Here is a 26,340-nt window from a genome sequence, read left to right as displayed (position 1 = left end):
GCTGCGTATTCTACGCTGGGACCGTGACCCGTGAACCTGCACCTGCCCAGTCCACCGCTCTGCTCACTGATCAGTACGAGCTGACCATGGTGGAGGCCGCCCTCGCGTCCGGGGCCGCGCACCGCCGCTGCGTCTTCGAGGTCTTCACCCGCCATCTGCCGCCGGGACGACGCTACGGCGTGGTGGCCGGGACCGGACGGATGCTCGAGGGACTCACCGAGTTCAGGTTCGGGCCCGCCGAGATCGACTGGCTCGATGATCGCGGCATCGTCGACGGGCCCACGCTCGAGTTCCTCGCCGACTACCGCTTCTCCGGGGACATCCACGGCTATGCCGAAGGAGAGGTGTTCATGCCCCACTCCCCGGTGCTGCGCGTGGAGGCGAGCTTCGCCGAGGCCTGCCTGCTCGAGACCTATGTGCTCTCGGTGCTCAACCACGATTCCGCCATCGCCTCCGCGGCCTCCCGGATGACCGTCGCCGCCGGGGACCGGCCCTGCGTGGAGATGGGCTCTCGCCGCACGCAGGAGTTCAGCGCCGTGGCCTCTGCCCGGGCGGCCGCCGTCGCCGGGTTCACCGCGACGTCCAACCTGGAGGCGGGACGGCGCTGGGGCCTGCCCACGATCGGCACCGCGGCCCACTCCTTCACGCTGCTCCATGACTCGGAGCAGGAGGCGTTCGAGGCCCAGGTGAAGGCCTTCGGGCCCGGGACCACGCTGCTGGTGGACACCTACGACGTCTTCACCGCGGTGCGCCGCGCCGCAGAGATCGCCGGGCCCGAGCTGGGTGCCGTGCGGCTGGACTCCGGGGACCTCGTCGAGCAGGCCGGGGAGGTCCGGGCCCTGCTCGACTCGCTGGGCAACACCGGCACGAAGATCATCGTGTCCTCGGACCTGGATGAGCATGCCATCGCCCGGCTGCAGGCTGCTCCGGTGGATTCCTACGGCGTGGGCACCAAGGTGGTCACCGGCGCCGGCTCTCCCACTGCAGCGATGGTCTATAAGCTCGTCGAGCGCACCGACGACGACGGCGCCCCGGTCGCCGTGGCGAAGAATGCCGCAGGGAAGAAGAGCGTCGGCGGGGTCAAGCATCCGCTGCGCAGCTTCGGTGAGGATGCACGCGCTGAGGCCGAGCTCATCGGGGTCGGTTCGGCGCCCGAGACCGAGGGAGCGCCCACCCGAGAGCTCATGGTGCCGCTGGTCCTCGGCGGTGAGGTCCAGGCGCAGCACATCGGTGAAGAAGGAGTCGTGCGGGCCCGACGCCGACATGCCGCCTCGCTGGCGGAGCTGCCCGCTGCGGCGAAGCGGCTGCAGGAGGGCGAGCCGGTGCTCCCCACGATCTTCAGCTGAGTTCCGCAGCCGCCCTGCCGGTGTGGCCGGTGCCGTGCTCCTCAGTGTGCCGGTGCACGGCGGCCTCGTTGAGGATGCAGATCACCACCGCGTTCTCCGGCCCCAGCGCGCTGAGCCCGTGCGGGGTCAGCGTGTCGAACTCGGCCGCCTCATCGGCGCCGAGGTGGATCTCCTCCTCGCCGAGCTGGAGCCTGAGCCGTCCGGAGAGCACGTAGAGCCACTCATAGCCGTCGTGGCTGCCGAGCTCGGTGATCGCCGGACGCGGGACGTAGCTGACCTTGTATGTGTGCACCGGAGAGGACTCGGGGGACAGCGGCTGGACGAGCATGCCGTTGTGCTCCCAGGCGTCGCGCTGGACTCGCGGATCGGGACTGGCGCTGACCAGCAGCTCATCCACAGTGATCCCGAGGCTGCGGGTCAGCGGCAGCAGCAGCTCCAGGCTCGCCTGCCGCTTCCCCGATTCCAGGCGGGACAGCGTGCTCGGCGATATTCCAGCGCTGCGCGCCAGACGGTCCAGGGTCCAGCCCCGGGCGCTGCGCGCGGCTCGCAGACGCAGACCCAGCTGGGCGAGTTCTTCCATGGGCACAGTCTGACAAGTTCTTGCCATTTCAGCAAACGATCTTTCAGCACCCCCCGGAGACGCGCATGCTGGAACCATGAACAGCACAGCAGAAGCAGAAGTCTATGACGCGATCATCATCGGTTCCGGTGCCGCCGGCCTCAGCGCCGCCCAGTCTCTGGGACGCGCACTGCGCCGAACCCTCATCCTCGACACCGGGGCGCCGCGCAATCGCTTCGCCGCACAGATGCACAACGTACTCGGTCACGACGGCGTCGCCCCCCGCGAACTCCTCGACGCAGGACTCAAGGAGGCCGCCCGATACGGGGTGGAGCGCGCGGAGGCGGGCGTGCACCGGGTCAGCGAGTCAACACGCGACTCCGGGCCCAGGGAGCTCGTGGTCACCCTGGACTCCGGGGTCCAGCTCTTCGCCCGCAGCGTCATCGCCGCCTCCGGGCTGACCGACGAGCTGCCGGAGGTGCCCGGACTGGCGCAACGCTGGGGAAGCAGCGTGCTGCACTGCCCCTACTGCCACGGCTGGGAGTTTCGCGGACAGTGCCTGGCAGTGCTCGCGAGCACGCCCATGCAGGTTCACCAGGCACAGCTGCTCCGCCAGTGGAGCGATCGTCTCACGTTCTTCAGCGCCGGTGCCGGGGAGCTCTCGCAGGAGACCATCGAACGCCTGCGGGCCCGCGACGTCGTCGTCGAGCCCACTCCGGTGGTGGAGGTCACCGGAGACGGGGGCGCTGTCCAGGCACTGGTGCTGGAGGACGGCCGTCGCGTGTCGGTGGACGCCATCTTCGCCGCCGGCCGGCTGCTGCCGCGCGATCACTATCTCGCGAGTCTGGGCCTGGACCGCGAGGACACTCCGGTGGGGAGCTTCTTGAAGGTCGATGCCACCGGCCAGACCTCACATGAACGCATCTGGGCTGCCGGCAATGTCGCGAGCCCCATGGCAACCGTGCCGACCTCCATGAGCATGGGAAGCTTCGCCGGCGCCGCCGCGAACGCGACCCTGGTCAGCGAGGACTTCGATCTCGCTGTGGCGGGGCAGAACAAGTAGCCTGGAGCCTGTGCGGCAGCGAGCCTCGTGAGCCGCGCAGGCAGACCGCGAACCGCCCGATCAGGAGGACATAGTGGCCCAGGCACTGATCATCGTCGATGTGCAGCAGGACTTCTGCGAGGGCGGCGCCCTGGCAGTGGAGGGCGGTGCCCGCGTGGCAAGTGAGATCAGCGAGTTCCTCGAGGACAGCTACCCGGAGTATGACGCGGTCCTCACCACGCAGGACTGGCACATCGAGCCCGGCGGGCATTTCTCGGAGACCCCCGACTTCTCCACCAGCTGGCCGGTGCACTGTGTGGCCGGCACGCCCGGTGCGGAGCTCCATCCGAATCTGGACACCGAGCACGTGGATGCGCACTTCCTCAAGGGCCTCTACTCCGACGGCTATTCAGGGTTCGAGGGCCTCCAGGGCACCCCGGAGAAGGTCGGCAGCCTCGAAGGTGAGAACGGGACGAAGGTGGAACCGGCGGCAGCCGTGTCAGAGACCTCGCTGGACCTGCATGCCTGGCTCGATGCCAGGGACATCGACGCGGTGACCATCGTGGGCATCGCCACCGATCACTGTGTGCGCGCCACCATCATGGATGCGGTGGAGAACGACTACCGCGTTCGGGTCATCCGTGAACTCACAGTGGGAGTCAGTGAGGACTCCGTGACGGAGGCCTACCGCGAGTTCGACGCCGCAGACGTGGAGGTCCTCAGCCTCGAGGACCTGTGACCTCTCTTCGCCGCTGAGTCAGGGGACTATCTGCGTCCCACGAACCACATCTGGATCTTCTTCAGCCGCTCCTCGAGCTGGGCCTGCGTGGCCTGCCCCACCGCAGGTCCGCCACAGACCTCGCGCAGCCGGGTGTGGATGCTCCCCTGATGCGTGCCCGTCTTCGCCGCATAGGCCGAGACGGACTTGTTCAGCGTCGCGCGCAGGGTCTTGAGCTGACGGTGGTCCACCACCGGCTCGGCAGGTGTGCTGTCCTGGGGCCTGCGGCGCAGCTGGTCCGCCTGGTGCTGGCGCAGCAGCGTGGAGACCTGCTCAGGTTCGAGCAGACCCGGAATGCCGAGGAAGTCCATCTCCTCCTCGGAGCCCATCGCTCCACCCAGGCCGAACTCGCTGCCGTCGAAGAGCACCTTGTCGAAGGCGGCATTCGAGTGCAGCGCCGCGAACTCGCCGCGGTCCATCGCCTCGGAGCCGCGCTCCTCCCGGTTCGCCTCCTCGAGCAGATCATCGTCGAGGTTCTCCTCCGCGTCCTCGGCCGCTGAGCGGGGAACTTCGAGCGCGTGATCACGTTCCTGCTCCATCTCATTGGCCAGGTCGGTGAGCACCGGCACCGAGGGGAGGAAGACCGAGGCCACCTCCGCCTTCTTGCGAAGCCGCACGAAGCGGCCCACCGCCTGGGCGAAGAACAGCGGGGTCGAGGTGGAGGTCGCATAGACGCCCACACAGAGCCGCGGCACGTCGACCCCCTCGGAGACCATCCTGACAGCGACCATCCACAGCTTCGAGGGATCGTCGGAGAACTTCTCGATCTGATTCGAGGCTCCCTTGTCATCGGAGAGCACCACAGTGGTCTTCTGCCCGGTGAGCTCATCGAGCTGGGCGGCATAGGCGCGTGCAGCCTCGTGATCGGTGGCGATGACCAGCCCGCCGGCGTCGTCGATCTTGTCCCGAACCTTGAGCAGGCGCTGGTGCGCAGCCTTGAGCACCGAGGGGATCCACTCGCCTTCCGGGTTCAGCGCGGTGCGCCAGGCGTGGTTGGTGATGTCCTTGGTGGCGGCGGCTCCAAGCTGGGCCTCCATCTCCTCGCCGCTGGAGGTGCGCCAGCGCATGTTCCCGGAATAGGCCATGAAGACCACCGGGCGGACCACCCGGTCCTTCAGCGCCGGACCGTAGTTGTAGGCGTAGTCCGCCTTGGACCGGCGCACCCCGGCACCATCCTCCACGTACTCCACAAAGGGAATCGGAGAAGTGTCGGAGCGGAACGGGGTGCCGGTCAGCGCCAGTCGACGCACGGCGGGATCGAAGGCTTCACGCACGCCATCGCCCCAGGACAGTGCGTCGCCGGCATGGTGGATCTCGTCGAAGATCACCAGCGTGCGGGCGGCCTCGGTCTTGTTCCGGTGCAGCGCAGGCTTGTTCGCCACCTGGGCGTAGGTCACCACCACACCGATGTACTGGCGCCCGTGACGACCGTCGGAGTTCTTGAAGTTGGGATCCAGGGCCAGGCCCACGCGGCCTGCAGCGTCGGCCCACTGCCGCTTCAGATGCTCAGTGGGGGCGACCACGTAGATCCGGTTGACCTCGCCGGACTCGACGAGCAGCTTGGCCACGCGCAGGGCGAAGGTCGTCTTGCCGGCGCCCGGGGTGGCCACGGCGAGGAAATCCTTCGGCCGCTTCTGGATATAGAGGTCCAGGGCCTCCTGCTGCCAATGGCGCAGCGTCCCGGCGGTGCCGTGGGCTGCACGGTGCGGATAGACCGGGGGTAGGGATCTGCCGACATCGGTGCCGACGTCGAAAAGCGTCTCAGACTGCTCCACAGTATTGAAGGTCGGCAGAGATCAGCTGCGGCCGAAGCCGAAGAAGCCACGCTTGCCGCCGGAGTCTCCCCCGGACTTGCCGTCGCCGTCACCGTCGCCGCCGCCCTGCATCTCTTCGTAGATCTCTTTGCACTCGGGGCAGACGGGGAACTTCTTGGGATCACGCGAGGGGGTCCAGACCTTGCCGCACAATGCGACCACGGCGCCTCCCTCCAGGGCTGACTCCATGATCCGGTTCTTGTTCACGTAGTGGGCGAAGCGCTCGTGGTCCCCGGGCTCGGAGAGCTGTTCCTGGTGCTCGCGCTCGATGGTGGCCGCGCCGCCGGGTGCAGGGGCTGAGGACGGATCGGCGGTGTGCATGCCGAAGGTCCGACCCTGGCGGGGGTCATGCGCGTCGAAGCGAGAATCAGCGGGCTGGAATCCGTCGTCATTGGCCATCATGGTCTCCATTCTAGCGAGCCTGAGCGAGCACATCATCCACCGCACGCACTCGGCCCGGCCGGCGAGGTCAGCGCACTCGGCCCGGCGGGGTCAGTACTGCGTGACCTGCTGGAAGAGCTCCGGCTGGGAGCGCTCATAGACCCGCCCGCCCAGGACGACCCCGAGCCAGCACAGCACCAGCCCCTTGATCACAGAGATCACCGCCGGCACCCAGGCCAGCCAGGACAGCTCCGCCAAGAGCCAGATCGCGACCAGGACGATCTCAGGCAGCATCAGCAGCAGCGAGGCGACCATGGTGCCCAGCTGCACCATCATGAGTCGTCCGCTGGACCCGGAGGGCTGACTCAGCGGACCGTCTCCCGGCTTGGGGACCGGATAGGTGAATCGCGCAGAGATGAGACAGGAGAGTCCGGCGGCGCTGAAGAGCATGCCCAGGCTCACACCGACCAGCACGGCGGTCGTGGCCGGTCCGGTGAACATCACAGCCGGCACCAGAGCGGTGAGCGCCGTGGCCGGCAGCGCGAAGGTCATCAGACCCGCGAGGCGTCCCAGTCGATCTGCCACGCCGCTGACACCGGTGGTCACATGCAGCGCGAAGGCTGAGTTGTCGTAGGAGATGTCCGCCGAGATCGCGAAGCCCAGGGTGAAGCCGAAGAAGGGTCCCAGCGCCAGCAGGACCCAGGGGTGGTCGAACTGGGAGTACATGACGATCGCCAGGACCACCAGAGCGGGAAGGATCACCAGTGTGCCCCCGTACCGGGTGTCCTTGAACCAGTAGATGCTGGCTCTTGCTGCGACGGCGCCCCACGGCGTGGCCGGGAAGCGGTCGAACAGACCCAGCCCCTGGGCCGGACGAGCTCCGCTCGAGCGCTGCGCGCCGGGCCGCTCGGTGATCCTCACCAGCCCCGCGCGGATGATGAGCACCGCCGCCCCCACGGTGGCCGCGAGAATGACCAGACGCAGTCCGAACGCGCCCCAGTCCCCCGCTGCCACATCTGCCGGCAGCGCCGCTCCGGCCCCGAGCGGGGTCAGGGCGAGGATGTCGACGACGGTGGGAAGGGCCTCCGCCAGGGAGGAGAAGGCGTTCTCGATTCCGATCACGATGGGATAGACCAGCACCATCACGGTCAGCGCCAGCACGGCGAGGAAGTCACGAGCCCTCCGTCCGCTCAGCCACGCGCTGATCGAGGTCGTCACCGCCTGCGAGACCAGGCTGAAGGTGATCAGCAGCAGCGGAAGCGTGAGCGCGGCCGTGACCGCCGCGGCAGGGTCCCAGCGCCAATGCACGACCTGACCGATCAGCCAGACCAGCGTGAGCACGGCTCCGATGGAGATCAGTCCGGTCAGTGCCGTGCCCAGGATCAGCGCAGACCGCGGGATCCCGTAGGTGATGAACTGGCGCGGGTTCATCGCGGAGTCGCTGCCCGAGATGAAGAGCGGGAAGATCAGCCACAGCAGGAACACGGCGGTGCCCATCAGCACGCTGGCGATCCTGACCGTCTCCGGATCGGCGCTCTCGGCGGCACCCTCGGTGACCTGGAGCACAAAGAGCATCCCGACGATGCCCAGGCCATAGAGTCCCGCGAAGATGGTGCCGAGGATGTGCCAGGCCGACTGGTTGAACGCGTTGAGCGTGAGGTCCTTCTTGAGCCGGATCAGAGATGCAACCACGAGAGCTCCTGGTCTCCACCGTCAAGTCCGACAAGCTCCACGAACCTCGTCTCCAGGTCCACCTCGCCCTGCACCTCGCGCAGCGTGCCCGAATCCAGCAGGCGGCCCTCCGAGATGATGCCGACGTGAGAGCACATGCGCTGGACCAGATCCATCACGTGGCTGGAGAGGATCACCGTCCCGCCGGAGGCGACATAGGACTCCAACAGACCCCGGATCGTGCGCGCGGAGACCGGGTCGACGGCCTCGAAGGGTTCATCCAGCACCAGCAGCTCGGGCGCATGCACCATGGCCGAGGCCAGGGCGATCTTCTTGGTCATGCCCGCCGAGTAGTCCTGCACGAGCTTTCCCGCGGCCTCCTCCAGGCCCAGAACTCGCAGGAGATCGGCGGTGCGTGTCTGGACGGTCTCGCGGTCCATGCCGCGCAGCAGTCCTGCGTAGCTGACCAGCTGGGCCCCGGTGAGCTTGTGGAACAGCATGACCCCGTCGGCGAGCACGCCCATCCGGCGTTTGGCTTCGCGCGGGTGCGCCCAGACGTCGACGCCGACCACCTCGGCGATGCCCGCGTCGGGGCGCATCAGCCCGGTGGCCATGGACAACGTGGTGGTCTTGCCAGCTCCATTGGGACCGACGAAGCCGTAGAAGGAGCCCCGCGGCACGTCAAGATGGAGGTTCTCGACGGCCGGGGTCTGGCCGAATCGTTTCGCCAGCCCCCGCAGCCGCAGGGCCGGGACGTCCGAGCTTGTTGAATCCATGCAGCTGAGCCTACACAGCGGCATCAACGCCCCACGTCAGCCCAGAGGCGTACTTCCGCTCCGGGACCGAAGACCGCGGGCTCAGAACAGGGCGCGGGCCAGCTGTCTGCGTGAGGTCGAGACGCGGGGATCGCTGTCACCGACGATCGAGTAGAGCTCCACGAGGTGGGCGCGGGCCGTCTCCCGGTCATCGCCGAAGTGGGTCTGGATGAAGCGGACCAGCCTGGACAGGCCGTCCTCGACGTGACCACCGAGGATGTCCACGTCCGCGACAGCGATCTGTGCCGAGACGTCATCGGGATGGTCAGCCGCCGCCTGGCGAACGTGTGCCACGTCGACCCCTGAGGTGCGCTGCAGCAGCTTGACCTGAGCGAGACCCAGCTTGGCCTCCTCGTCGTCGGGCTTCTCCTTGATCGCGCGCTCATATGCTCCGGCGGCGCGTTCGTAGTCGCCGGTCTCGAGCGCGTCCTGAGCCTCCTGGTGCAGCGGGGGAAGCTCCGGCTCTGCGGGGGCCTCGGCCGTCGCGCCATCCCGTGCTGCGCGGGAGGACTGCGCGGGCAGCTTCTGCGTCATCCCGTTCTGCGTGGCCATCTGCACCATCTGGGTCACCAGCTGTCCGAGCTGCTCCGTGGGCACCGAGGAGTCGAACTCACCGACCGGACGTCCGCCGATGAAGGCGGTGGCCACTGGCACCTGATCCGCGCTCTGTGCGAGCTCAGGGTGTGCGGAGGAATCGATCTCGGCCAGCAGGACGCGTCCCTGCTGGGCATCGACGAGGTCTTCCAGGGTGGTCTTCATCGTGGCGGAGGCCGCGTCGGCGCCGAAGATCAGCACGATCACAGGTGCCTGCGCGGACAGCTCCACGACCTGCTGGAGCTGCTGTGGCTGCACGGCCACGGCCCAGCTGTCGGCTGCGTTCCCGCCGGCGGGCGCCGCCTGCGAGGTCTGCCCGGACTGAGCCTGTCCCGAGGCGGGGTTGGAGGCGAGGGCAGAGAGATCAACCGCTCCCCTGGTGTCGACTCGTCGAGACTGGGGCTCCTGGGCGGAATCTGTCACTGCAGCTCTCTCCTTGCGCGTCGGCGTCCTTCGTTGCGGTCCTCGGGACCGATCTCCCACAACGGGGATCAGTCGAGGATGTTGACCTCGTTCACAATATCGTGGACTCCGAGCACCACGACCTGCTCACCCTCCTCGGCGGGGATGTGCAGGATCATCGATTCACGGTTGATGATGTCAGTGTCGGCCGTGGTGGACTCGGTCTCTGCCAGCTCAGCACTGACCCCGGAGAGGTTGATCGAGGCCCCGTCCTCCGGACGCAGCTGAGTGGTCGAGTCGAAGCTGCCCACGGCCAGCACCGAGCCGTCGGGAAGCCGCATCGCGGTGGAACCCTCACCGATGAGCGGGCGGGTGTAGGAGATCTCCAGGTCCTCCGCGCTCTCGCGCAGCTCGTCCTGATAGGACTGAAGGTCCTCGATATACGCGTTCTCCTCCACATGCATGCCGAAGTAGTACTCGCTGTTGTTCAGGAAGACCGCCACGCGCTCCATGGCGTGGTTCGCCGCGAAGAGCGCCTCATCATCAGTGGGCTCGATCGACTCGACGCCGCCGTCCTCCGCCGAGATGGCGGGGAACTCGGTGCCGGGGACCATCAGCACGGCCTGGGTGAGCTCATAGTTCTCGCGGGCCGACGCCTGCTCGATGACCAGCACCTGAGGAATCTCCGCCTCGGCCTCCTGGGTGATGACCACGGCCTGGCGAGGGAACTCGGTCCCCGAGGTGACCGCCGCGCTGAGGATCTCCGTCCCGATGGGGTCGGGCATGACGTCCTCATCGAGCTCGTGGTTGCGGTAGGTCAGCTCGCGGACCGTCTCGGCGTTGCCGGAGACGCGGGGAGCGAGAAGCTCGGCGTCGAACTCGGCGTCAGCTTCCTCCGTCCGCTCTGCGATGTCATCGATGATGCTCTGCAGCTGGGACTCCAGCAGCACCGAATATCCGGAATCGGCGCCCTCTTCCGGGTCGACCTCCTCTGCCTCCACCTCGTCACCCTCAGTCTCATCGCCTGCGGCGTCATCTCCTTCTGCCGCGTCACCCTCAGCCGGATCCGACTGCGAGCTCTCCTCAGCGTCGGGCTCCTCCTGCGCGTCGGCGAGGACCACGGCAGGGCTCAACGCCACAGCGAGGGCCGCGGCGGTGGCCACCGAGCGGCTGCGCCAGCTGCGCTGCTGCCCGTCGGCATCTCCGGTGTCGTCTGAGTCAGGGGTCTCGGAAGTGTCGGACGCCTCGGGATCGACCGGCTCGATGGTGCCGGTGGACTCGGGGTCTTCGTCCTCGAGCGCCTCCGGGGTGTAGGTGCTCTCGGTGCTCGAGATCGAGCCCAGGACTCCGGTCAGCTCGTCATCGGCCGGGTCTTCGGAACGCTGATCCGCGGTCATCTCGTCCTCCGTGAGGTCTGCCTGGGAATGCGCGTCCTGACCGTGGGTCAAGTCCGCGTCGGTGCTGTTCACCACGGTGGCACCATGCTCAGGCCTGTTGTGACCGGCGGCCCCCCGCTCCTGGGCGCGATGCTCGCTGGAATCCTGCGCGGCGCCGACGGTTCCGGCGGACGCGGTCGCCGATGCGGCTGCTGAGGAGACGGGTGCTGCGGCCCTCCGCCTGGTCGGCTCGGCCTGCTCATGACGAGCGGTCTTCCGCGAGCGGAGCAGCAGGAAGACGCCCAGAAGGATGATCAGCGCACCGAGGACGATCAGCACAGTTCCCAGCACAGTATCGGGGTCCTCCTCGAGCTCGACGCTGACGCTGCTCGGTGCAGGCTCCTCGCCGTCCCGGAACATCAGCAGGCTCCAGTCGCCGCTGTCATCCGGAGCACTCCAGCCGTAGCGGAGGTCCCCCTCCGTGGTCTCACTCGCGACCCACAGGTCCGAATCGGCGGGGTCCGGCACAGTGGCCTCTCCCTCGATGAACTCCGTCTCGATGGTGGCCTCAGCATCGTCCTGGCCCTCCTGGACCTGGCCGATCCGCACATGTGCGGCGTCCCCGACCCAGGCCTCGATGTCCTGGGTGCGGGCAAGGGCGATGGTGAACTCACCCTCTGCGTCGACGGTGAACTCTTCACGCCCCGCCTCGACGTCGATCAGATCGTCGCTGATCACAGTCAGCGGCGCCTCGTCCACCTCCTGGCTCTGCGCGGTGGGGACCTCGTCGGAGGACCAGACGGTGAGCAGGCCGACACCGAGGCCTGCGAGGAGCAGACCGAGGATGAAGGCGATGATGGAAGCGGGAAAACGCACGGGTGAGAAGTCCTTGATCGAGGAGGCGAGGGTTCAGCAGTCTAGAATACCGAAGATAACGATAAGATCACAGTCTGGGCGTCCGCTGAACGGCGAGGACCGTCGTGTGCGCGTTCCCAGACACCGGGATGGGACAGGGATGGATAGGCTGACAGCGTGAGAGACTCCGAGCAGGACCCTCAGCCGAGAGCACGTCTTCGGGGTCTGGTGCGCCGCTACCGGCTGCCGCGTCTGGGCCGCACCTCCGGGCGACCCGCACGCCGCGCTCCACGCCGCCCCGCCCCTGAGCTGGATCAGTACGGACTTCCACCTGTCGCGACCGGAACCATGGAGAAGGCCGCCTCCTATGCCTCCCGTCCGATCTACACGGGCTTCATGCTGGCACTGGGAGTCGGGCTGGCGCTGCTCGTCTTCTATGTGGCGCAGGCGAATGCGCAGCTGCTGGTGTGGATCGCAGCGGCACTGTTCATCGCCATCGGGCTGGATCCTGTGGTGCGCAGCCTCGAACGCGCCGGCGTCCCGCGCCCCGCCGGGGTCCTGATCACGCTCACGGTCTTCCTCGGTCTCGTCGCGACGGTGATCGCCGATCTCGCGCCCATGGTGGCTGAGCAGACCAGCACCTTCCTGGGCTCGCTGCCCGGCCTGGTCGACGACATCCTGGGGTCTGAGTGGTTCGAACGCGTCGAGGACGACTTCGAGGTCCAGGAGATCATCAACACTGAGGTCAACCGCTTCCTCTCGGATCCGGGGAACCTCACCAACGCCTTGGGCGGACTGTACGGCGTGGGAACCGCGATCCTGACCACCGGACTCGGCGCCCTGGTGGTCTTCGTGCTGGCGATCTACTTCCTGGCCTCGCTGCCCGTCATGACAGCCTGGGGCTACCGGCTGGTCCCCCGCTCCAGCCGTGAGCGGGTCCAGCACCTGGGCGACCGCATCCTGGACGGGGTGGGCCACTACGTGATGGGCCAGGCCTTCGTCGCCGTGCTCAACGGCATCGTGGCCTTCATCGCCATCAGCATCGCCGGCGTGCCCTTCGGCGTGCTCTTCGCCGTGGTGGCTGGCGTGCTGGCGTTCATCCCGCTGGTGGGTCCGGTCACCGGCGGCACGCTGGTGACCCTCGTGGGACTGACCGTGGACTGGCAGACGGCCGCGACCTTCGCCGCGATCTACTTCGTCTACCTGCAGGTGGAGGCCTACCTGGTCTCGCCGCGCATCATGGCTCGTGCCGTCCGGATCCCGGCCGCCGTCGTGGTGATCTCGGTGATCGCTGGGGGCACTCTGCTGGGCGTGCTGGGCGCCCTCATGGCGATACCCACCGCCGCCGCAGTGATGCTGCTGACCCGAGAGGTCCTCATTCGACGCCAGGACGCGCGCTAGCCCGGTCCCAGCCGGTTCGGCCCGCAGTCCCGGCCGCGGGCCGTGATGCCGACGGCGGCCCGCAGTCCCGGCCGCGAGTCCTCGGTCACTCCGAGGCCATCGGCCCTGTCCACGTGGTGGGCAGGTCCGCAGTGACCCCGAGCACCGTGGAGGCGATGTCCTCCAGCACAAGTCTGGAGTAGCGCTCCCCCACCCAGAGGTGCTTGGCACCTTCGACTGCTCGCAGCTGCGCCTGGGACACCGGCGCGAACCGCTGCCGGGCCTCGTCAGGCTTGAGAAAGTCGTCGTGCTCCGGCACGAGCACCCGCAGCGGCCGGCCATCCTCGTTCCAGGCCCGCAGGTCCTCCTCCGAAGCGCGGTGCAGCGGCGGGGAGAGCAGGATGCCGCCCTGGGTGCCCGAGCGCGCCGGCTCTTCGGTGCCGTGTCTGAGCACCAGTTCGGTGCCGAAGGACCACCCCAGCATCCAGCGGTTGGGCAGCTCGCGCTCAACGGCGAAGCGCACCGCTGCGGCGACGTCATGACGCTCATCGATCCCGTCGGAGAACTCGCCCTCCGAGGTTCCGCGCGGTGAGCTGGTGCCGCGGGTGTTGAAGCGCAGCACGGCGATGTCCGCCAGGGCGGGGAGCCGGTAGGCGGCCTTCTTGTAGAGGTGCGAATCCATGAAGCCGCCATGGGTGGGCAGCGGGTGAAACGTCACCAGAGTGGCCTCGGGTCTGACATGCAGGGGCAGCGCCAGCTCGCCGAGGAGGCTGAGTCCGTCCTCGGTCTCCAGCGTGATCTCCTCACGCCGGGCGGGCAGCACGGACTTGGGCCCGAGCTCTTCATCCTGGACTTCGGTGTACTCAAAGCGGTCAGCAGACATGAGTTCAGCCTATCCGCCAGCAGTGGCTGTGCCAGTGGCGGCGCTCGGCGGCGGCGTGCTCATCGCCGAAGATGGAGTCGGCCCGCCAGGCCACCACATGCGCGGTGCCGGCGGAGACGGGCAGGTGACACCCCGGACAGGTGTACTGCTTCTGTGCGGCCGAGGCGGAGATGTGCCGGACGTGGTACTCCCCGTCTCTGCGGCGCACAGTCCCCGTGGCGAAGGCACCCGGACCGAAGACCCCTGCGGAGAGCGGCCTGTGCTCGCGCTGCCACTTCGACCCGCGCCTGCCGGGCCCCTTCGCTGACTTCGCCATGGGTCCATTGTTCCAGGTGATCGCCGCCGACGCGGGCACGATGCGCTCCCCAGTCCATGGAACGGGTAGGATCAGGCACCGTGCGATTGGTGATTGCGACCTGTTCAGTGTCATATTCCGGCCGGCTCAACGCCCATCTGGCCCAGGCGACGCGCCTGCTGATGGTCAAGGCCGACGGCGGCGTGCTCATCCACTCAGACGGCGGGTCCTATAAACCGCTGAACTGGATGTCCCCGCCGGCCACCCTGCGCGTGACCGACCCGGATCCCGAGCAGCGCGAAGCCGGCATCATCGAGGTCTGGACAGTCTCCGCCACCAAGACCGATGACACGCTGAGCATCCTGATCAGCGAGGTCCATGAAGAGGTCTCCCACGACCTCGGCGTGGATCCCGGGCTCGTCAAGGACGGCGTGGAATCCGATCTGCAGCGCCTCCTCGCGGAGCAGATCGAGCTTCTCGGCGCCGGCCACCGACTCATCCGCCGAGAGCATCCCACTCCCATCGGCCCGGTGGACCTTCTCGCGCGCGGGCCCCAGGGCCATGTCGCCGTGGAGCTCAAGCGCCGTGGCGACATCGATGGCGTGGAGCAGCTCACCCGCTATCTGGAGCTGCTGAACCGTGACCCCCTGCTGACACCGGTGCAGGGAGTGTTCGCCGCCCAGCAGATCAAGCCGCAGGCGCGCACCCTCGCGGAGGACCGTGGCATTCGCTGCCTGGTTCTGGACTATGACGCGATGCGCGGCGTCGACGACGCCGACTCCCGGCTCTTCTAGAGAGCCCCAGAACCCGACACCGTCGCCTGTTGCAGACACGAGCGGGCCCCGCCCTCCATGATGGAGATCGGGGCCCGCTCGCATGTGTCGTCAGCTCGTCAGAGCCTCGGCTCAGTCCTCGACGAGCTCGGCATCATCGGCGACGATCGTCACCCGGTCCGAGTCCACGGAGAAGAACCCGCCGTTGACCCTGGCCCTGATGGGAGCGCCCTCGACGGGATCGATGAGCAGCTCCCCCTCCGCCAGCAGCGAGAGCACCGGAGTGTGACCTGGAAGGATTCCCATGTCGCCCTCCACCGTGCGCCCGCGCACTGACTTGGCGGCGCCGGACCAGACCGCGTGGTCGCTGGCGACCACCTGGACGTCGAGTTCAGCCATGATCAGGACCTCTTCTGGATCTCGGCGTAGAGGCGCTCGACATCATCCAGTCCGCCGACGTTGTAGAACGCCTGCTCGGGGACGTGGTCGAGATCGCCGTTGGCGATGGCGTTGAAGCCCTCGATCGTGTCCTTGATCCCCACGGTGGAGCCGTCCACACCGGTGAACTGCTTGGCCGTGTAGGTGTTCTGGGACAGGAACTGCTCGATGCGACGGGCACGGGAGACGACGATCTTGTCCTCTTCGCCGAGCTCATCGATGCCGAGGATCGCGATGATGTCCTGGAGCTCCTTGTTCTTCTGCAGGATCTGCTTGACTCGCGTCGCCGTGTCATAGTGCTCCTGGCCCACATACTGCGGGTCAAGGATGCGCGAGGTCGAGGTCAGCGGATCCACGGCCGGGTACAGACCACGCGAAGCGATCGCACGGGAGAGCTCCGTGGTCGCGTCCAGGTGGGCGAACACGTTCGCCGGCGCCGGGTCCGTGTAGTCATCGGCAGGAACGTAGACAGCCTGCATCGAGGTGATCGAGTGACCGCGAGTCGAGGTGATGCGCTCCTGGAGCACACCCATCTCATCGGCGAGGTTCGGCTGGTAGCCCACGGCCGAGGGCATGCGGCCCAGCAGCGTGGACACCTCGGAGCCTGCCTGGGAGAAGCGGAAGATGTTGTCGATGAACAGCAGCACGTCCTGATTCTGCACATCGCGGAAGTACTCCGCCATGGTCAGCGCGCTCAGCGCCACGCGCAGACGCGTGCCCGGCGGCTCATCCATCTGGCCGAACACGAGCGCGGTGTCCTTGAGGACTCCTGCCTCTTCCATCTCCACCCAGAGGTCGTTGCCCTCACGGGTGCGCTCACCGACACCGGCGAAGACCGAGGTGCCGCCGAAGTTGCGCGCCACACGGGTGATCATCTCCTGGATGAGCACGGTCTTGCCCACGCCGGCACCGCCGAAGAGCCCGATCTTTCCGCCGGAGATGTACGGGGTCAGCAGGTCGATGACCTTGATCCCGGTCTCCAACATCTCGGTGGAGCCCTCCAGGGTCGCGAAGTTCGGAGCCGGACGGTGGATCGGCCAGCGATCCTTGACCTCGAGCTCGGAGATCGGCATGTCCAGGGTCTCGCCCAGGACGTTGAAGATGTGGCCCTTCACGGACTCACCCACGGGCACCGAGATCGCGGAGCCGGTGTCCTGGACCGGGGTCCCGCGCACCAGGCCGTCAGTGGCCTGCAGGGAGATCGCACGGATGAGGTTGTCGCCCAGGTGTGCGGCGGTCTCGAACGTGATCTTGCGCGTCTGACCGCCGAGGGTGACCTCGGTGGTGAGCGCGTTGTACATCGATGGGATGGAGTCGGCGGGGAACTCGATGTCCACGACCGGACCGATCACCCGGGCGATGCGACCAGTCGCACCCGGCTGACCGGTTCCTCCGGAGCTCTGCTCTGTGGTAGTGGCAGTCATCTCTCTCACTTCACTTGATCTTGGATGATGTCAAAACGTCTATTGGCCTGCGGGAGTACACCCGTGGGCTAGCTCGCCGCCAAGGCATCGGCACCCGCGATGAGCTCACTGAGCTCCTGGGTGATCTCTGCCTGGCGAGCGTTGTTGCGCAACAGGGTGTACTTCTTGATGAGGTCGTCGGCGTTGTCGGCCGCAGACTTCATCGCCCGCTGACGTGCCGCGAGCTCGGAGGCCGAGGCTTCGAGCATCGCCGCGAAGATCTTGGACTCGATGTACCGCGGGAGCAGCGCATCGAGCACCTCCTCGGGGTTCGGCTCGAAGTCGTAGAGCGCAGTGGGCTCATGTGCCGCCTCATCGTCCTGCTCCACGAAGGCCAGTGGCAGCAGACGTCGCGCCACGGGCTCCTGCTTCACCATGGACTGGAACTCGGTGTAGACGAGGTAGAGCTCATCCACGCCGTCCTCCTCAGTGGGCTGCAGGAAGCGATCAACCAGCGTGCGGCCGATCTCCTGCGCTCGTTCCACCTCGGGGGCGTCCGTGTTCCCTGTCCATACCTGGTCATACTCCCGCTCGCGGAAGTCGTAGAACGCCTGAGCCTTGCGTCCATAGAGGTAGGGACGGACTTCCTTGCCATCTTCACGCAGACGCTTGGTCAGGGCTTCGCCCCGCTTGAGCACGTTCGTGGAGTAGGCGCCGGCAAGACCGCGGTCGCTGGTGAGGATCAGCACTGCCGCGCGGGTGGGGTTCTCCACCTTCGTGGTCAGCACATGATCGATGTCGTTCTGCGAGGCCACGGCGGAGACCGCGCGAGTGATGGCGTCCGCGTATGGCGAGGCCGCACGCGCACGGCTGCGTGCCTTGCCGATGCGCGAGGTCGCGATCAGCTCCATCGCCTTGAAGATCTTCTTCATCGACGAAGTCGATGCGATCTTCTGACGGTAGACCCGGATCTGGGCTCCCATGCTTGTCCTTCCCTGATGTCGTCCAGCAAGTGATTCCGCTCAGCTGAGGTGACCTCAGCTTCGTGCAGGAATCTCTTCCTGGCTGATCTCGTCGGCGGACATCGCTTCGGTCTGCTCGCTGCCCACGAGGGACTCTGCACCTTCGGCGTGGAACTCCTTCTTGAAAGCCGCCATCGCCTCCTTCAGTGCGCTGACCGTGTCGTCCTCGAGCTTGCCCGAGGCGGCGATGTTGGTCAGCACGTTGGTCTTGCGTCGCAGGTAGTCCAACCAGTCCGTCTCGAAGCGCTTGATGTCTGCGGTCTCGACATCGTCCAGGTGGCCCTGGGAGCCGGTCCAGATCGAGGCGACCTGATCCTCGATCGGGTACGGCGTGTACTGGGCCTGCTTGAGCAGCTCGGTCTGCCGCTCGCCGCGCACCAGCTGCTGGCGGGTGGCGGGATCCAGGTCCGAGGCGAACATCGCGAAGGCCTGCATGTCGCGGTACTGCGCGAGGTCCAGCTTCAGCGTGCCGGAGACCTTCTTCATGGCCTTGACCTGCGCCGCGCCACCCACGCGGGACACCGAGATGCCCACGTCGACTGCCGGACGCTGGTTGGCGTTGAAGAGGTCCGACTGCAGGAAGATCTGCCCGTCGGTGATGGAGATGACGTTGGTCGGAATGTACGCCGAGACGTCGTTCGCCTTGGTCTCGATGAGCGGGAGCCCGGTCATCGATCCCGCGCCGAGCTCATCGGAGAGCTTGGCACAGCGCTCGAGCAGACGGGAGTGGAGGTAGAACACGTCGCCGGGGAACGCTTCGCGTCCCGGTGGCCGACGCAGCAGCAGCGAGACCGCGCGGTAGGCCTCGGCCTGCTTGGAGAGATCATCAAAGACGATCAGCACGTGCTTGCCGCCGTACATCCAGTGCTGGCCGATGGCCGAACCGGCGAACGGTGCCAAGTACTTGTAGCCGGCGGGATCAGACGCCGGGGAGGCCACGATCGTGGTGTACTCCAGCGCGCCGCGCTCTTCGAGGGTCTGCCGCACCGCGGCGATGGTGGACGCCTTCTGGCCCACTGCCACGTAGACGCAGCGGACCTGCTTGGCGACGTCGCCGGACTCCCAGTTCGCCTTCTGGTTCAGGATGGCGTCGATCGCGATGGCGGTCTTGCCGGTCTGGCGGTCCCCGATGATCAGCTGACGCTGACCGCGGCCGATCGGGATCATGGCGTCGATCGCCTTGATGCCGGTCTGCAGCGGCTCATGCACAGACTTGCGCTGCACCACTGAGGGAGCCTGAAGCTCCATCGGACGGCGCCCCTCCGGAGTGATCTCGCCCTTGTCGTCGATGGGCTTGCCCAGCGGGTCGACCACGCGACCCAGGAATTCGTCACCCACGGGCACGGAGAGCACCTCGCCGGTGCCCGTGACTTCCTGGCCCTCTTCGATGCCGGAGAACTCACCGAGGATCACGACGCCGATCTCTCGGGTGTCGAGGTTCTGGGCCAGGCCCAGGGTGCCGTCTTCAAAGCGAAGAAGTTCGTTAGCCATGGTCGAGGGAAGTCCCTCGACTCGAGCGATGCCGTCAGCCGCGGAGATCACACGTCCGACCTCGACGCGCTCGGCGCTTCCGGGGTCGTAGGACGCGGCGAACTCGTTCAAGGCGTTGCGGACGTCGTCGGCGTTGATGGTCAAGTCGGCCATCTGCAGTCCCTGCTCTCCTCAGTCATGGCCGCGGTGTGCGGCCGGGTGGTTCAAAGATTCACGTATATGTGAGCTAGGTCTTCTGTGAAGACTAGCTGGCCAGCTTCCGGTGCAGATCATTGAGCTTGGCGGCGACAGTGCTGTCGACCACCTCGTCGCCCACCTGTACGCGGATTCCGCCGACCACAGCAGGGTCGACGACGACGTCGAGTTTCAGCTCCCGGCCGAAGTAACGGTCGAGGCTGGCCCCGAGTCGCTGCACATAGGCCGGGTCGAGCTCTTTGGCGACGGTGACCTGCGCGATCCAGCGCTGCTGGCGTTCTGCGATCTGTTCGGTGAACCGCTCGACGAGCTGCGTGGGACGGAGCCCGCGCGGTTTCGTCACAGCACGATCGATGAGCAGCCGAGCCTGTGCGCTGACTCCGGGAGTGAGTCGTGCAGCGAGCTGCTGCTTCGAGTCTGCACCGGCCTGGGAATCGGTCAGGGCGCGCTGCACCTCGTGCGAGGAGGCCACGGTCCGACGGAAGTCCAGAAGTGCAGACTCGAGATCCTCCAGTCCGCGGAGTCCCTCGCGCTCGGCCTGGCCCGCCACCACGATCACCGCCATGATCTCGACGGCGTCTCCCAGGTCCCGTTCGCGGCTCCAGCGCCGAGTCACGAGCGCCTCAAGGACCGACGCCGTCGTGCTCTTGACCTGGCTGCCGAAGAGACGGCGGACCATGGCGGCCCGGTCTTCCGGCCTGCGCGACGGATCGGTGAGGCTGCGACGCAGCCCCGCCGAGGAGTCGAGAACGTCCAATGCGGCGAAGAGCTCCTCGGCGACCTCGAGATCGGCCTGAGCCACTGACTCCGCGAGCTCCCGCTGCACTGCTGCGAGGGATTCGGTGGTCACCGCTGCCATTACTGTGCTGCTCCTGTCTGGCCGGCCTGTGCTGACTGATCAGCATCGAGATCGGCCAGGAAGCGATCCACCACGCGCTGGGAGCGGTTGTCGTCCTCGAGTGCCTCGCCCACGATCCGGCTCGCCAGCTGCGTGGCCAGCGTGCCGACCTCAGCCTTGAGCGAGTTCGCGGCCGAGGCGCGCTCGGCGGCGATCTGCTGCTGAGCCTGCTCGGTGATGCGGGCCGCCTCGGCGGCTGCCTTCTCCTTGTGCTCGGCGACGATCTCGGCACCTTCGGCGCGGGCCTCCTCGCGGAGGCGGCTCGCCTCGGCACGTGCCTCGCCCAGGTTCTTCTCGTACTCGGCCTTCATGGCCTCGGCCTCAGCCTTGGCCTTCTCTGCCTCGTTCAAGCCACCTTCGATGGCGTGGATGCGGGCCTGATAAGCCTTCTCGAACGCGGGCGCAATCCATTTCTTGACGACGCCCAGCAGCACCAGGAAGCCCAGTCCCACGACCAGTGCTTCCCAGGGATTGGGAAGCAATGGGTTGGCGTCGCCTTCTGCTGCCTGGATCAGAGATGCACTGATCATGTGTTCACCCTTTTTTCAGTAGTCAGACGATCTCAGAGAGCTCGGAGCACCGAGCCCGTCCCAGAAGAATCGGACCAGCGTCAGAGCACGAAGGCGAAGACGATGGCAAGGATGAAGACCGCCTCTGCGAGTGCGAAGCCGAGGATCGCGATCGGCTGCAGGACGCGCTGCGCCTCTGGCTGCCGTGCCACACCGTTGAGGTAGGCCGAGAAGATCATGCCGATGGCCAGTGCAGCGCCGAAGCCTGCGAGACCCATGCCGACCATGTTCAGTGTGCCGTCCATATGTGTTGCTCACTTTCTGTCTGAGTCCGGCGTGCGTGTCACGCGGACGGTTCAGTGTCAGGCTTTCCGGCATGTGCCGGTCCGCCGCTGCCGCTCGAGATCTCCGGGGAGACATCGAGCCGCCTTGAGGAAATCTGATCAGTGGGCGTCTGCCTCGATCGAGCCCTGGATGTAGATCGCGGTCAGCAGGGCGAAGACGAAGGCCTGCAGGACCATCATCACGAGCTCCAGGAAGTACAGCGGGATGGAGCCGATCAGGATCAGCCCGCCGAGCCCGTAGTCAGCCAGACCGCCCTGCTGGGCGACCAGGAACTCCACTCCGCTGCCGGCGAGCATCACGATGATGTGCCCGGCGAGCATCACGGCCATCAGACGCAGCGAGTGCGTGAGCGGCCGGATGATGAAGTTCGAGAGGAACTCCAGGACCACGAGCAGCGGGAGCAGCCACTTCGGCACGCCCGAGGGCACCGTCATGAGCTTGATGAACTTCGGGCCGTGGGTCTTGAACCCGAGCACGATCCAGGTCGCCCAGATGATGACGGCCAGCGCATAGGCCGGACCGGCGTGCGAGAACGTGGGCAGCTGGAGCCCCGGGACGGCTCCGAAGATGTTGTTCACCAGCACGAAGAAGAAGACGGCGAAGAGCAGAGGAATCCACTGGCGGAAGTGCTTCTCGCCGAGGATGTCGCGACCGAGTGTGTGCCGCACGAACCCGTATCCGGCTTCTGCGATGTACTGTGCGCGTGAGGGGACGATGGACTGCTTCCGGATCGCCCACATGAAGAACCAGGAGATGACGATGACCGAAAGAATGACCATCAGCATGTTCTTGCCGAAGCCGGTCCCCCACTCCGCCATCCAGGGGAAGATCTCTGGGAGGTGCGTCTCGGAGATCGTGGGCGGCTGGAAGCCACCTTCATTGGTGGCCATGAGCGCAAGCGAATGCAACGCTGGTCCTCTCTGCGGTGTCCGTCAGTGGGCTGGTGCCCCGGGCATCGGGAGCCGGATCAACTCCGTCTCGCCTTGAAGTGAACCGCCAGCCTATCGAGAGACTCCCGAACGACCGTTCACAGGCAACTTTCCACCGCAGGTGTCAAAGGACACAGAACTCGGTGGTAAGTCCCCAAGAGCCTATCAGAATTACGGGGTCCGTCACCGCGCACGGGACCCCGGCGCAACAGTCGCGGATCTAGTCTCGACGCCGTGAGGCAGAACGTGTGACCCGCTCGCGCAGGACCTGCTGGGCCGCCGCCCGATTGACTCGCAGGGCTCGCCGGCGCAGCCATGGACCCAGGGTCAGCACCACCGCGGCGCCGAGGCTGAGCACCATGCCCAGCGTGACGATCCACCAGTCGATGAAGTTGAAGGAGACCGCGCCGAAGGCGAAGAGACCGGACCAGAGATAGAGCAGCAGCACTGCCTGCGGGTGGGAGTAGCCGCCGTCGACCAGCTTGTGGTGCAGATGTCCGCGGTCGGGGCTGAAGGGCGAGGCGCCGCGTGCGGTCCGGCGGGCCACGGCCAGGGCCAGGTCCAGCAGCGGCAGCAGGGTCACCGCCAGCGGCAGCAGGATCGGCATGTACGCGGGGACGTTGCGGAAGCGGAAGCCCTCACCCAGCTGCCCGACGTCGGCCGTCACCGCGAGGGCCCCGGCCGCCATGACCAGTCCCAGCAGCATCGCCCCGGTGTCGCCCATGATGATCTTCGAGGGGTAGAAATTATGCGGCAGGAAGCCCAGGCATGACCCGAGGAGCACGGCCATCAGCAGGGTCACCAGGTTGGAGGCGTCGAAGGCATTGATCGAAAGCGTGAGCAGATAGCTGTAGATGAAGAACGCGGCACCGCCCAGGGCGGCGACGCCTGCGGCCAGGCCGTCCAGGCCGTCGATGAAGTTGAAGGCATTGATGGTCAGCACCACCACGAACACGGTGAGGAAGGCCTGCACCCAGGGTCCCCCGACGCCCAGCCAGCCCACCGGCATGACCTCGAGCTGGATCCCATGCAGCACCAGGATCACTGCCGAGCCCACCTGCCCGGCGAGCTTGACCATCCAGGGGATGTCCCAGGCGTCGTCGGCCATGCCGACCACGAGGATCAGCACCATCGCCGCCAGGATGCCGCGCACCGGGGTCAGATCGGCGAAGATGCCCCCGAGATAGGGAATGGTGGAGGCGGCCGCGAGTCCCACCACCATGCCGAGGAACATCGCCACACCGCCCCAGCGTGGCTTGATCTGACTGTGCACATCACGGTCGCGGATCTGCGTGTAGATGCCCAGCTTCATGGCGACCGTGCGGACCAGCGGGGTCAGCAGATAGGTGACCACCATGGAGACGGCGAGGACGGCCAGGAAATAGATCATGAGGGTGAGTCGGACGCCTCTGCGTCGGAGAGGACGCTGGGCTCGATGGCCTGGATCTCAGCCAGCGGGAGCGCACCCGCGCGCACCACACGGGGCGGAGTCACCGTGGCGTCGATGATCGTCGATGCGGCGCTGGCGCTTCGTTCGCCGTCGTCGAGGTAGACAGAGACCGACTCGGCCAGCATCTGCTGAGCCTGGTGGATGGTGGTCGCGGCGTCCATGCCGGTGCGGTTCGCCGAGGACACCGCCAGTGGTCCGGTGGCGTTGAGCAGGTCCAGGGCCAGCTCATCCGCGGGCATGCGCAGCGCGACGGTCCCGTGGGTCTCCCCCAGGTCCCAGTGCAGAGACGGCTGAGCCTGCAGGATGAGTGTCATCGCGCCGGGCCAGAACGCTTCGGCGAGCCTGCGCGCATGATCCGGCACGTCGATGGCCAGCGCGTCCATGACCTCGGCACGTCCGATCAGCACCGGCGGCGGCATCGTGCGGCTGCGTCCCTTGGCCGCGAGCAGCACCGCCACCGCCTGTGGGGAGAACGCATCGGCGCCGATGCCGTACACGGTGTCGGTGGGCAGGACCACGACCTCCCCGCGGGAGAGCGCGTCCTGGGCCTGGGCGATTCCCTGTGCGCGGGATGCGGGGTCCATGCAGTCGACTGTTCGGCTCACGCGCGCCATTCTTCCACGCTCGGTGCCGGTTCCTCGCCAAGGTGCGCGCTTGTCGCCCGGTCCCTCCCGGCGAGGTCCTGGTGGGTGGCGACCCGCTCCAGCGCTGCGTCCGCGCGGCAGTGCTCCGCGAGCACAGGCGCCTGCACCTCGGCATGCTCCAGGATGAACCAGCCTCCCGGCACGAGCAGCCGCTTGGCGGCGGCGATCACGGCGTGGGGCATGCTCAGCCCGTCCGCTCCGCCGCCGTAGAGCGCCAGTTCGGGGTCGTGGACGCGCACCTCCTCCTCCCGCGGGACCATGCCGGCGGGAATGTAGGGGGGATTGGACACGACGACGTCGAAGCTCGACTCCCAGTCTGCGGGCACCTCACGCAGGTCACGCTGATGCAAGGTCACTCCCAGCGGGCGCAGATTCATCTCGGCCCAGGCCGCGGCCTGCGCCGAGAGCTCCACTGCGTGGACCTCAGCGCCCGGATGCTCCGAGGCGATGGCCGCGGCGAGCGCACCGGAACCGGTGCCGAGGTCGATCACGCGCGGCCGCCACTGTGCAGGGCGGCTCTGCGCCACCCGGGCCAGCTGATCGAGAGCCGCCTGGGCGACCTGCTCGGTCTCTGGGCGGGGTATGAAGACCCCCGGTCCCACGCGGAGCTCCAGATGACGGAACGGAGCCAGTCCGGTCAGGTGCTGCAGCGGAACGCGGCTGGCGCGCTCCTCCACCAGGTCGAGGTAGCGAGAGGCATCCCCGGACGAGACGTCGCTGCCGGCGATGGCCATCGCCGCGAGTCTTCCCCGCGGCACGCCCAGCACGTGGGCGGCGAGGATCTCGGCATCCGTCCGCGGACTGGGCACTCCCGCCTCGGTGAGGCGATCGGCACCCGTCTTCAGCAGCACGTCGGCGTGCTGCCCTCCCGGGCGGTGCTTGATCTCTGGAGAGGAATGAGCTCCGGACTCCTGCTGGACCATCTCGCTCAATCCTCGGTGTTGTTCAGCGCGGCGAGCCGCTCCTGCTCGTCGAGCTCGACGCAGGACTGGATCACGGCTTCGAGGTCCCCGTTGATCACGGTGTCGAGGTTGTAGGCCTTATAACCGGTGCGATGATCGGCGATCCGGTTCTCCGGGTAGTTATAGGTGCGGATCCGCTCCGAGCGGTCCATGGTGCGGACCTGAGACTTGCGCACCTGGGCATTGTCCGCGTCGATCTGCTCCTGCTGATGAGCGAGGATGCGGGAGCGCAGCACACGCATCGCCGCCTCCTTGTTCTGCAGCTGCGACTTCTCATTCTGCATGGCCACCACGATCCCGGTCGGAAGGTGGGTGATGCGCACGGCGGAGTCGGTGGTGTTCACGCTCTGTCCGCCGGGCCCGGAGGAGCGGTAGACGTCGATCTTGAGATCGTTCTGTGCGAGTTCGATCTCCTCGGGCTCGTCCACCTCCGGCAGCACCAGCACGCCGGCGGCCGAGGTGTGGATGCGTCCCTGAGACTCCGTCTCGGGAACGCGCTGGACCCGGTGCACCCCGCCTTCGAACTTCAGGTGGGCGTAGACGCCCTGGGCCGGATCATTGGTGGAGGACTTGATCGCCATCTGCACATCCTTGTACCCGCCGGCGTCCGATGTGGTGGAGGAGAGGATCTCGGTCTTCCACCCCTTGGATTCGGCATAGCGGGTGTACATCCTGAGCAGGTCTCCTGCGAAGAGCGCCGCCTCGTCGCCTCCAGCGCCACCCTTGACCTCGATGATGACATTGCGGACGTCGTTCTCATCGCGGGGTATCAGCATGCGCAGCAGCTTGGCCGCAGCGGCCTCCAGCTGCTGGGTCAGGGCCGGGATCTCTGCGGCGAAATCAGAGTCCTCCTCGGCGAGCTCCTGAGTGGTCGCCAGGTCCTCGCTGAGCCGCTTCCAGTTCCGATGAGCCTCGGCAACCCCGTTGAGCTGGGCATACCTTCGGCCCAGACGGCGCGCCAGGGACTGATCGGCGTGCACCTCGGGGTCAGCGAGCTTCTCCTGGAGCTCCGCATGCTCGGCGAGCAGCGTGGAGACGGAGTCGAACATCCGGGCGTTGATCTCTGCGCTCATGGCGGGTTCTCTCTACT

Annotated in this window: 26 protein-coding genes; 5 read left to right on the top strand and 21 right to left on the bottom strand. The window is 67.0% G+C overall.

Annotated elements, in window-relative coordinates; genetic code table 11:
• Positions 1 to 23 precede the first annotated feature (23 nt).
• Positions 24 to 1,346 (top strand): nicotinate phosphoribosyltransferase, encoded by a 1,323-nt coding sequence (locus H4W27_RS03975; protein ID WP_318782127.1) that lies wholly within the window; start codon positions 24 to 26, stop codon positions 1,344 to 1,346.
• On the opposite strand, the gene H4W27_RS03970 is transcribed toward H4W27_RS03975, so the two are convergent.
• Entirely contained in the window at positions 1,339 to 1,926 is a 588-nt protein-coding gene (locus H4W27_RS03970; protein ID WP_192594779.1) for a helix-turn-helix domain-containing protein, read from the bottom strand. The two genes, H4W27_RS03975 and H4W27_RS03970, sit on opposite strands and share 8 nt — an antisense overlap.
• Before the next feature lie 76 nt (positions 1,927 to 2,002).
• Here H4W27_RS03970 and H4W27_RS03965 point away from each other — a divergent pair, with 76 nt between their 5' ends.
• Together H4W27_RS03965 and H4W27_RS03960 are read left to right on the top strand one after the other, a co-directional pair.
• A complete protein-coding gene (locus tag H4W27_RS03965) occupies positions 2,003 to 2,968 on the top strand; it encodes an NAD(P)/FAD-dependent oxidoreductase (RefSeq protein ID WP_192594778.1) in 966 nt (321 codons plus the stop codon).
• Positions 2,969 to 3,041: 73 nt separating this feature from the next.
• Entirely contained in the window at positions 3,042 to 3,686 is a 645-nt protein-coding gene (locus tag H4W27_RS03960) for an isochorismatase family protein (protein WP_192594777.1), read from the top strand.
• Between the two features lie 26 nt (positions 3,687 to 3,712).
• On the opposite strand, the gene H4W27_RS03955 is transcribed toward H4W27_RS03960, so the two are convergent.
• From H4W27_RS03955 to H4W27_RS03930, 6 genes are all read right to left on the bottom strand, one after another.
• Complete coding sequence (locus tag H4W27_RS03955; protein WP_192594776.1) at positions 3,713 to 5,500, bottom strand: DEAD/DEAH box helicase; 1,788 nt, start codon at positions 5,498 to 5,500, stop codon at positions 3,713 to 3,715.
• 21 nt (positions 5,501 to 5,521) lie between these two features.
• The gene (locus H4W27_RS03950; protein WP_192596413.1) at positions 5,522 to 5,860 is read right to left on the bottom strand and encodes a DUF3039 domain-containing protein; all 339 of its coding nucleotides are present in this window, start codon (positions 5,858 to 5,860) and stop codon (positions 5,522 to 5,524) included.
• Positions 5,861 to 6,031: 171 nt separating this feature from the next.
• Positions 6,032 to 7,612 (bottom strand): transporter, encoded by a 1,581-nt coding sequence (locus H4W27_RS03945; RefSeq protein ID WP_192594775.1) that lies wholly within the window; start codon positions 7,610 to 7,612, stop codon positions 6,032 to 6,034.
• Entirely contained in the window at positions 7,597 to 8,367 is a 771-nt protein-coding gene (locus H4W27_RS03940) for an ABC transporter ATP-binding protein (protein ID WP_225938995.1), read from the bottom strand. Before H4W27_RS03940 ends, H4W27_RS03945 begins: the two co-directional genes overlap by 16 nt.
• A gap of 81 nt (positions 8,368 to 8,448) precedes the next feature.
• Positions 8,449 to 9,423, bottom strand: coding sequence for a tetratricopeptide repeat protein (locus H4W27_RS13800; RefSeq protein ID WP_192594773.1), 975 nt, complete (start codon positions 9,421 to 9,423; stop codon positions 8,449 to 8,451).
• A gap of 68 nt (positions 9,424 to 9,491) precedes the next feature.
• On the bottom strand, positions 9,492 to 11,654 hold the full coding sequence (locus tag H4W27_RS03930) for an ICP22 family protein (protein WP_192594772.1): 2,163 nt from the start codon (positions 11,652 to 11,654) through the stop codon (positions 9,492 to 9,494).
• Between the two features lie 156 nt (positions 11,655 to 11,810).
• On the opposite strand from H4W27_RS03930, the gene H4W27_RS03925 reads away from it, so the two are divergent.
• A complete protein-coding gene (locus H4W27_RS03925) occupies positions 11,811 to 13,034 on the top strand; it encodes an AI-2E family transporter (RefSeq protein WP_318782126.1) in 1,224 nt (407 codons plus the stop codon).
• A gap of 85 nt (positions 13,035 to 13,119) precedes the next feature.
• Here H4W27_RS03925 and H4W27_RS03920 read toward each other — a convergent pair whose 3' ends face one another.
• Positions 13,120 to 13,896, bottom strand: coding sequence for an alpha/beta hydrolase (locus H4W27_RS03920; protein WP_192594771.1), 777 nt, complete (start codon positions 13,894 to 13,896; stop codon positions 13,120 to 13,122).
• A gap of 4 nt (positions 13,897 to 13,900) precedes the next feature.
• Positions 13,901 to 14,212 carry a hypothetical protein gene (locus H4W27_RS03915; RefSeq protein WP_192594770.1) on the bottom strand — a complete coding sequence of 104 codons (312 nt, stop codon included), beginning with the start codon at positions 14,210 to 14,212 and terminating at the stop codon, positions 13,901 to 13,903.
• Between the two features lie 80 nt (positions 14,213 to 14,292).
• Between H4W27_RS03915 and nucS the strand changes: the two genes are divergently transcribed.
• Positions 14,293 to 14,985, top strand: coding sequence for an endonuclease NucS (gene nucS, locus H4W27_RS03910; protein WP_192594769.1), 693 nt, complete (start codon positions 14,293 to 14,295; stop codon positions 14,983 to 14,985).
• A gap of 111 nt (positions 14,986 to 15,096) precedes the next feature.
• On the opposite strand, the gene H4W27_RS03905 is transcribed toward nucS, so the two are convergent.
• The 12 genes from H4W27_RS03905 to prfA form a co-directional block, all read right to left on the bottom strand.
• Complete coding sequence (locus H4W27_RS03905) at positions 15,097 to 15,363, bottom strand: F0F1 ATP synthase subunit epsilon (RefSeq protein WP_192594768.1); 267 nt, start codon at positions 15,361 to 15,363, stop codon at positions 15,097 to 15,099.
• 2 nt (positions 15,364 to 15,365) lie between these two features.
• The gene (gene atpD, locus H4W27_RS03900) at positions 15,366 to 16,826 is read right to left on the bottom strand and encodes a F0F1 ATP synthase subunit beta (RefSeq protein WP_192594767.1); all 1,461 of its coding nucleotides are present in this window, start codon (positions 16,824 to 16,826) and stop codon (positions 15,366 to 15,368) included.
• Positions 16,827 to 16,894: 68 nt separating this feature from the next.
• Positions 16,895 to 17,788 carry a F0F1 ATP synthase subunit gamma gene (locus H4W27_RS03895; protein WP_192594766.1) on the bottom strand — a complete coding sequence of 298 codons (894 nt, stop codon included), beginning with the start codon at positions 17,786 to 17,788 and terminating at the stop codon, positions 16,895 to 16,897.
• A 54-nt stretch (positions 17,789 to 17,842) separates the two neighbouring features.
• Positions 17,843 to 19,471, bottom strand: coding sequence for a F0F1 ATP synthase subunit alpha (gene atpA, locus H4W27_RS03890; RefSeq protein ID WP_192594765.1), 1,629 nt, complete (start codon positions 19,469 to 19,471; stop codon positions 17,843 to 17,845).
• Positions 19,472 to 19,562: 91 nt separating this feature from the next.
• Complete coding sequence (locus H4W27_RS03885) at positions 19,563 to 20,372, bottom strand: F0F1 ATP synthase subunit delta (RefSeq protein ID WP_192594764.1); 810 nt, start codon at positions 20,370 to 20,372, stop codon at positions 19,563 to 19,565.
• Positions 20,372 to 20,941 carry a F0F1 ATP synthase subunit B gene (locus H4W27_RS03880; protein ID WP_192594763.1) on the bottom strand — a complete coding sequence of 190 codons (570 nt, stop codon included), beginning with the start codon at positions 20,939 to 20,941 and terminating at the stop codon, positions 20,372 to 20,374. The genes H4W27_RS03885 and H4W27_RS03880 overlap by 1 nt, the downstream gene beginning before the upstream one ends.
• Positions 20,942 to 21,021: 80 nt before the next feature.
• Complete coding sequence (locus tag H4W27_RS03875) at positions 21,022 to 21,225, bottom strand: ATP synthase F0 subunit C (RefSeq protein ID WP_036476452.1); 204 nt, start codon at positions 21,223 to 21,225, stop codon at positions 21,022 to 21,024.
• 138 nt (positions 21,226 to 21,363) lie between these two features.
• Positions 21,364 to 22,155 (bottom strand): F0F1 ATP synthase subunit A, encoded by a 792-nt coding sequence (atpB, locus tag H4W27_RS03870; protein WP_192594762.1) that lies wholly within the window; start codon positions 22,153 to 22,155, stop codon positions 21,364 to 21,366.
• 259 nt (positions 22,156 to 22,414) lie between these two features.
• Positions 22,415 to 23,584: an MraY family glycosyltransferase gene (locus tag H4W27_RS03865; RefSeq protein WP_192594761.1), complete on the bottom strand. Its 1,170-nt coding sequence runs from the start codon at positions 23,582 to 23,584 to the stop codon at positions 22,415 to 22,417.
• Positions 23,581 to 24,258 (bottom strand): L-threonylcarbamoyladenylate synthase, encoded by a 678-nt coding sequence (locus H4W27_RS03860; RefSeq protein ID WP_192594760.1) that lies wholly within the window; start codon positions 24,256 to 24,258, stop codon positions 23,581 to 23,583. The genes H4W27_RS03865 and H4W27_RS03860 overlap by 4 nt, the downstream gene beginning before the upstream one ends.
• Positions 24,246 to 25,211, bottom strand: a complete 966-nt coding sequence (prmC, locus tag H4W27_RS03855; protein ID WP_192594759.1) for a peptide chain release factor N(5)-glutamine methyltransferase — start codon at positions 25,209 to 25,211, stop codon at positions 24,246 to 24,248. The genes H4W27_RS03860 and prmC overlap by 13 nt, the downstream gene beginning before the upstream one ends.
• Before the next feature lie 5 nt (positions 25,212 to 25,216).
• Positions 25,217 to 26,299 (bottom strand): peptide chain release factor 1, encoded by a 1,083-nt coding sequence (prfA, locus tag H4W27_RS03850; protein WP_192596411.1) that lies wholly within the window; start codon positions 26,297 to 26,299, stop codon positions 25,217 to 25,219.
• Between the last annotated feature and the right edge of the window lie 41 nt (positions 26,300 to 26,340).

The organism is Nesterenkonia lutea (assembly GCF_014873955.1).
Taxonomy (GTDB): Bacteria; Actinomycetota; Actinomycetes; order Actinomycetales; family Micrococcaceae; genus Nesterenkonia; species Nesterenkonia lutea.
The sequence above is the reverse complement of the archived record's forward strand: the minus strand, read 5'-3'. Positions and strand labels throughout refer to the sequence as shown.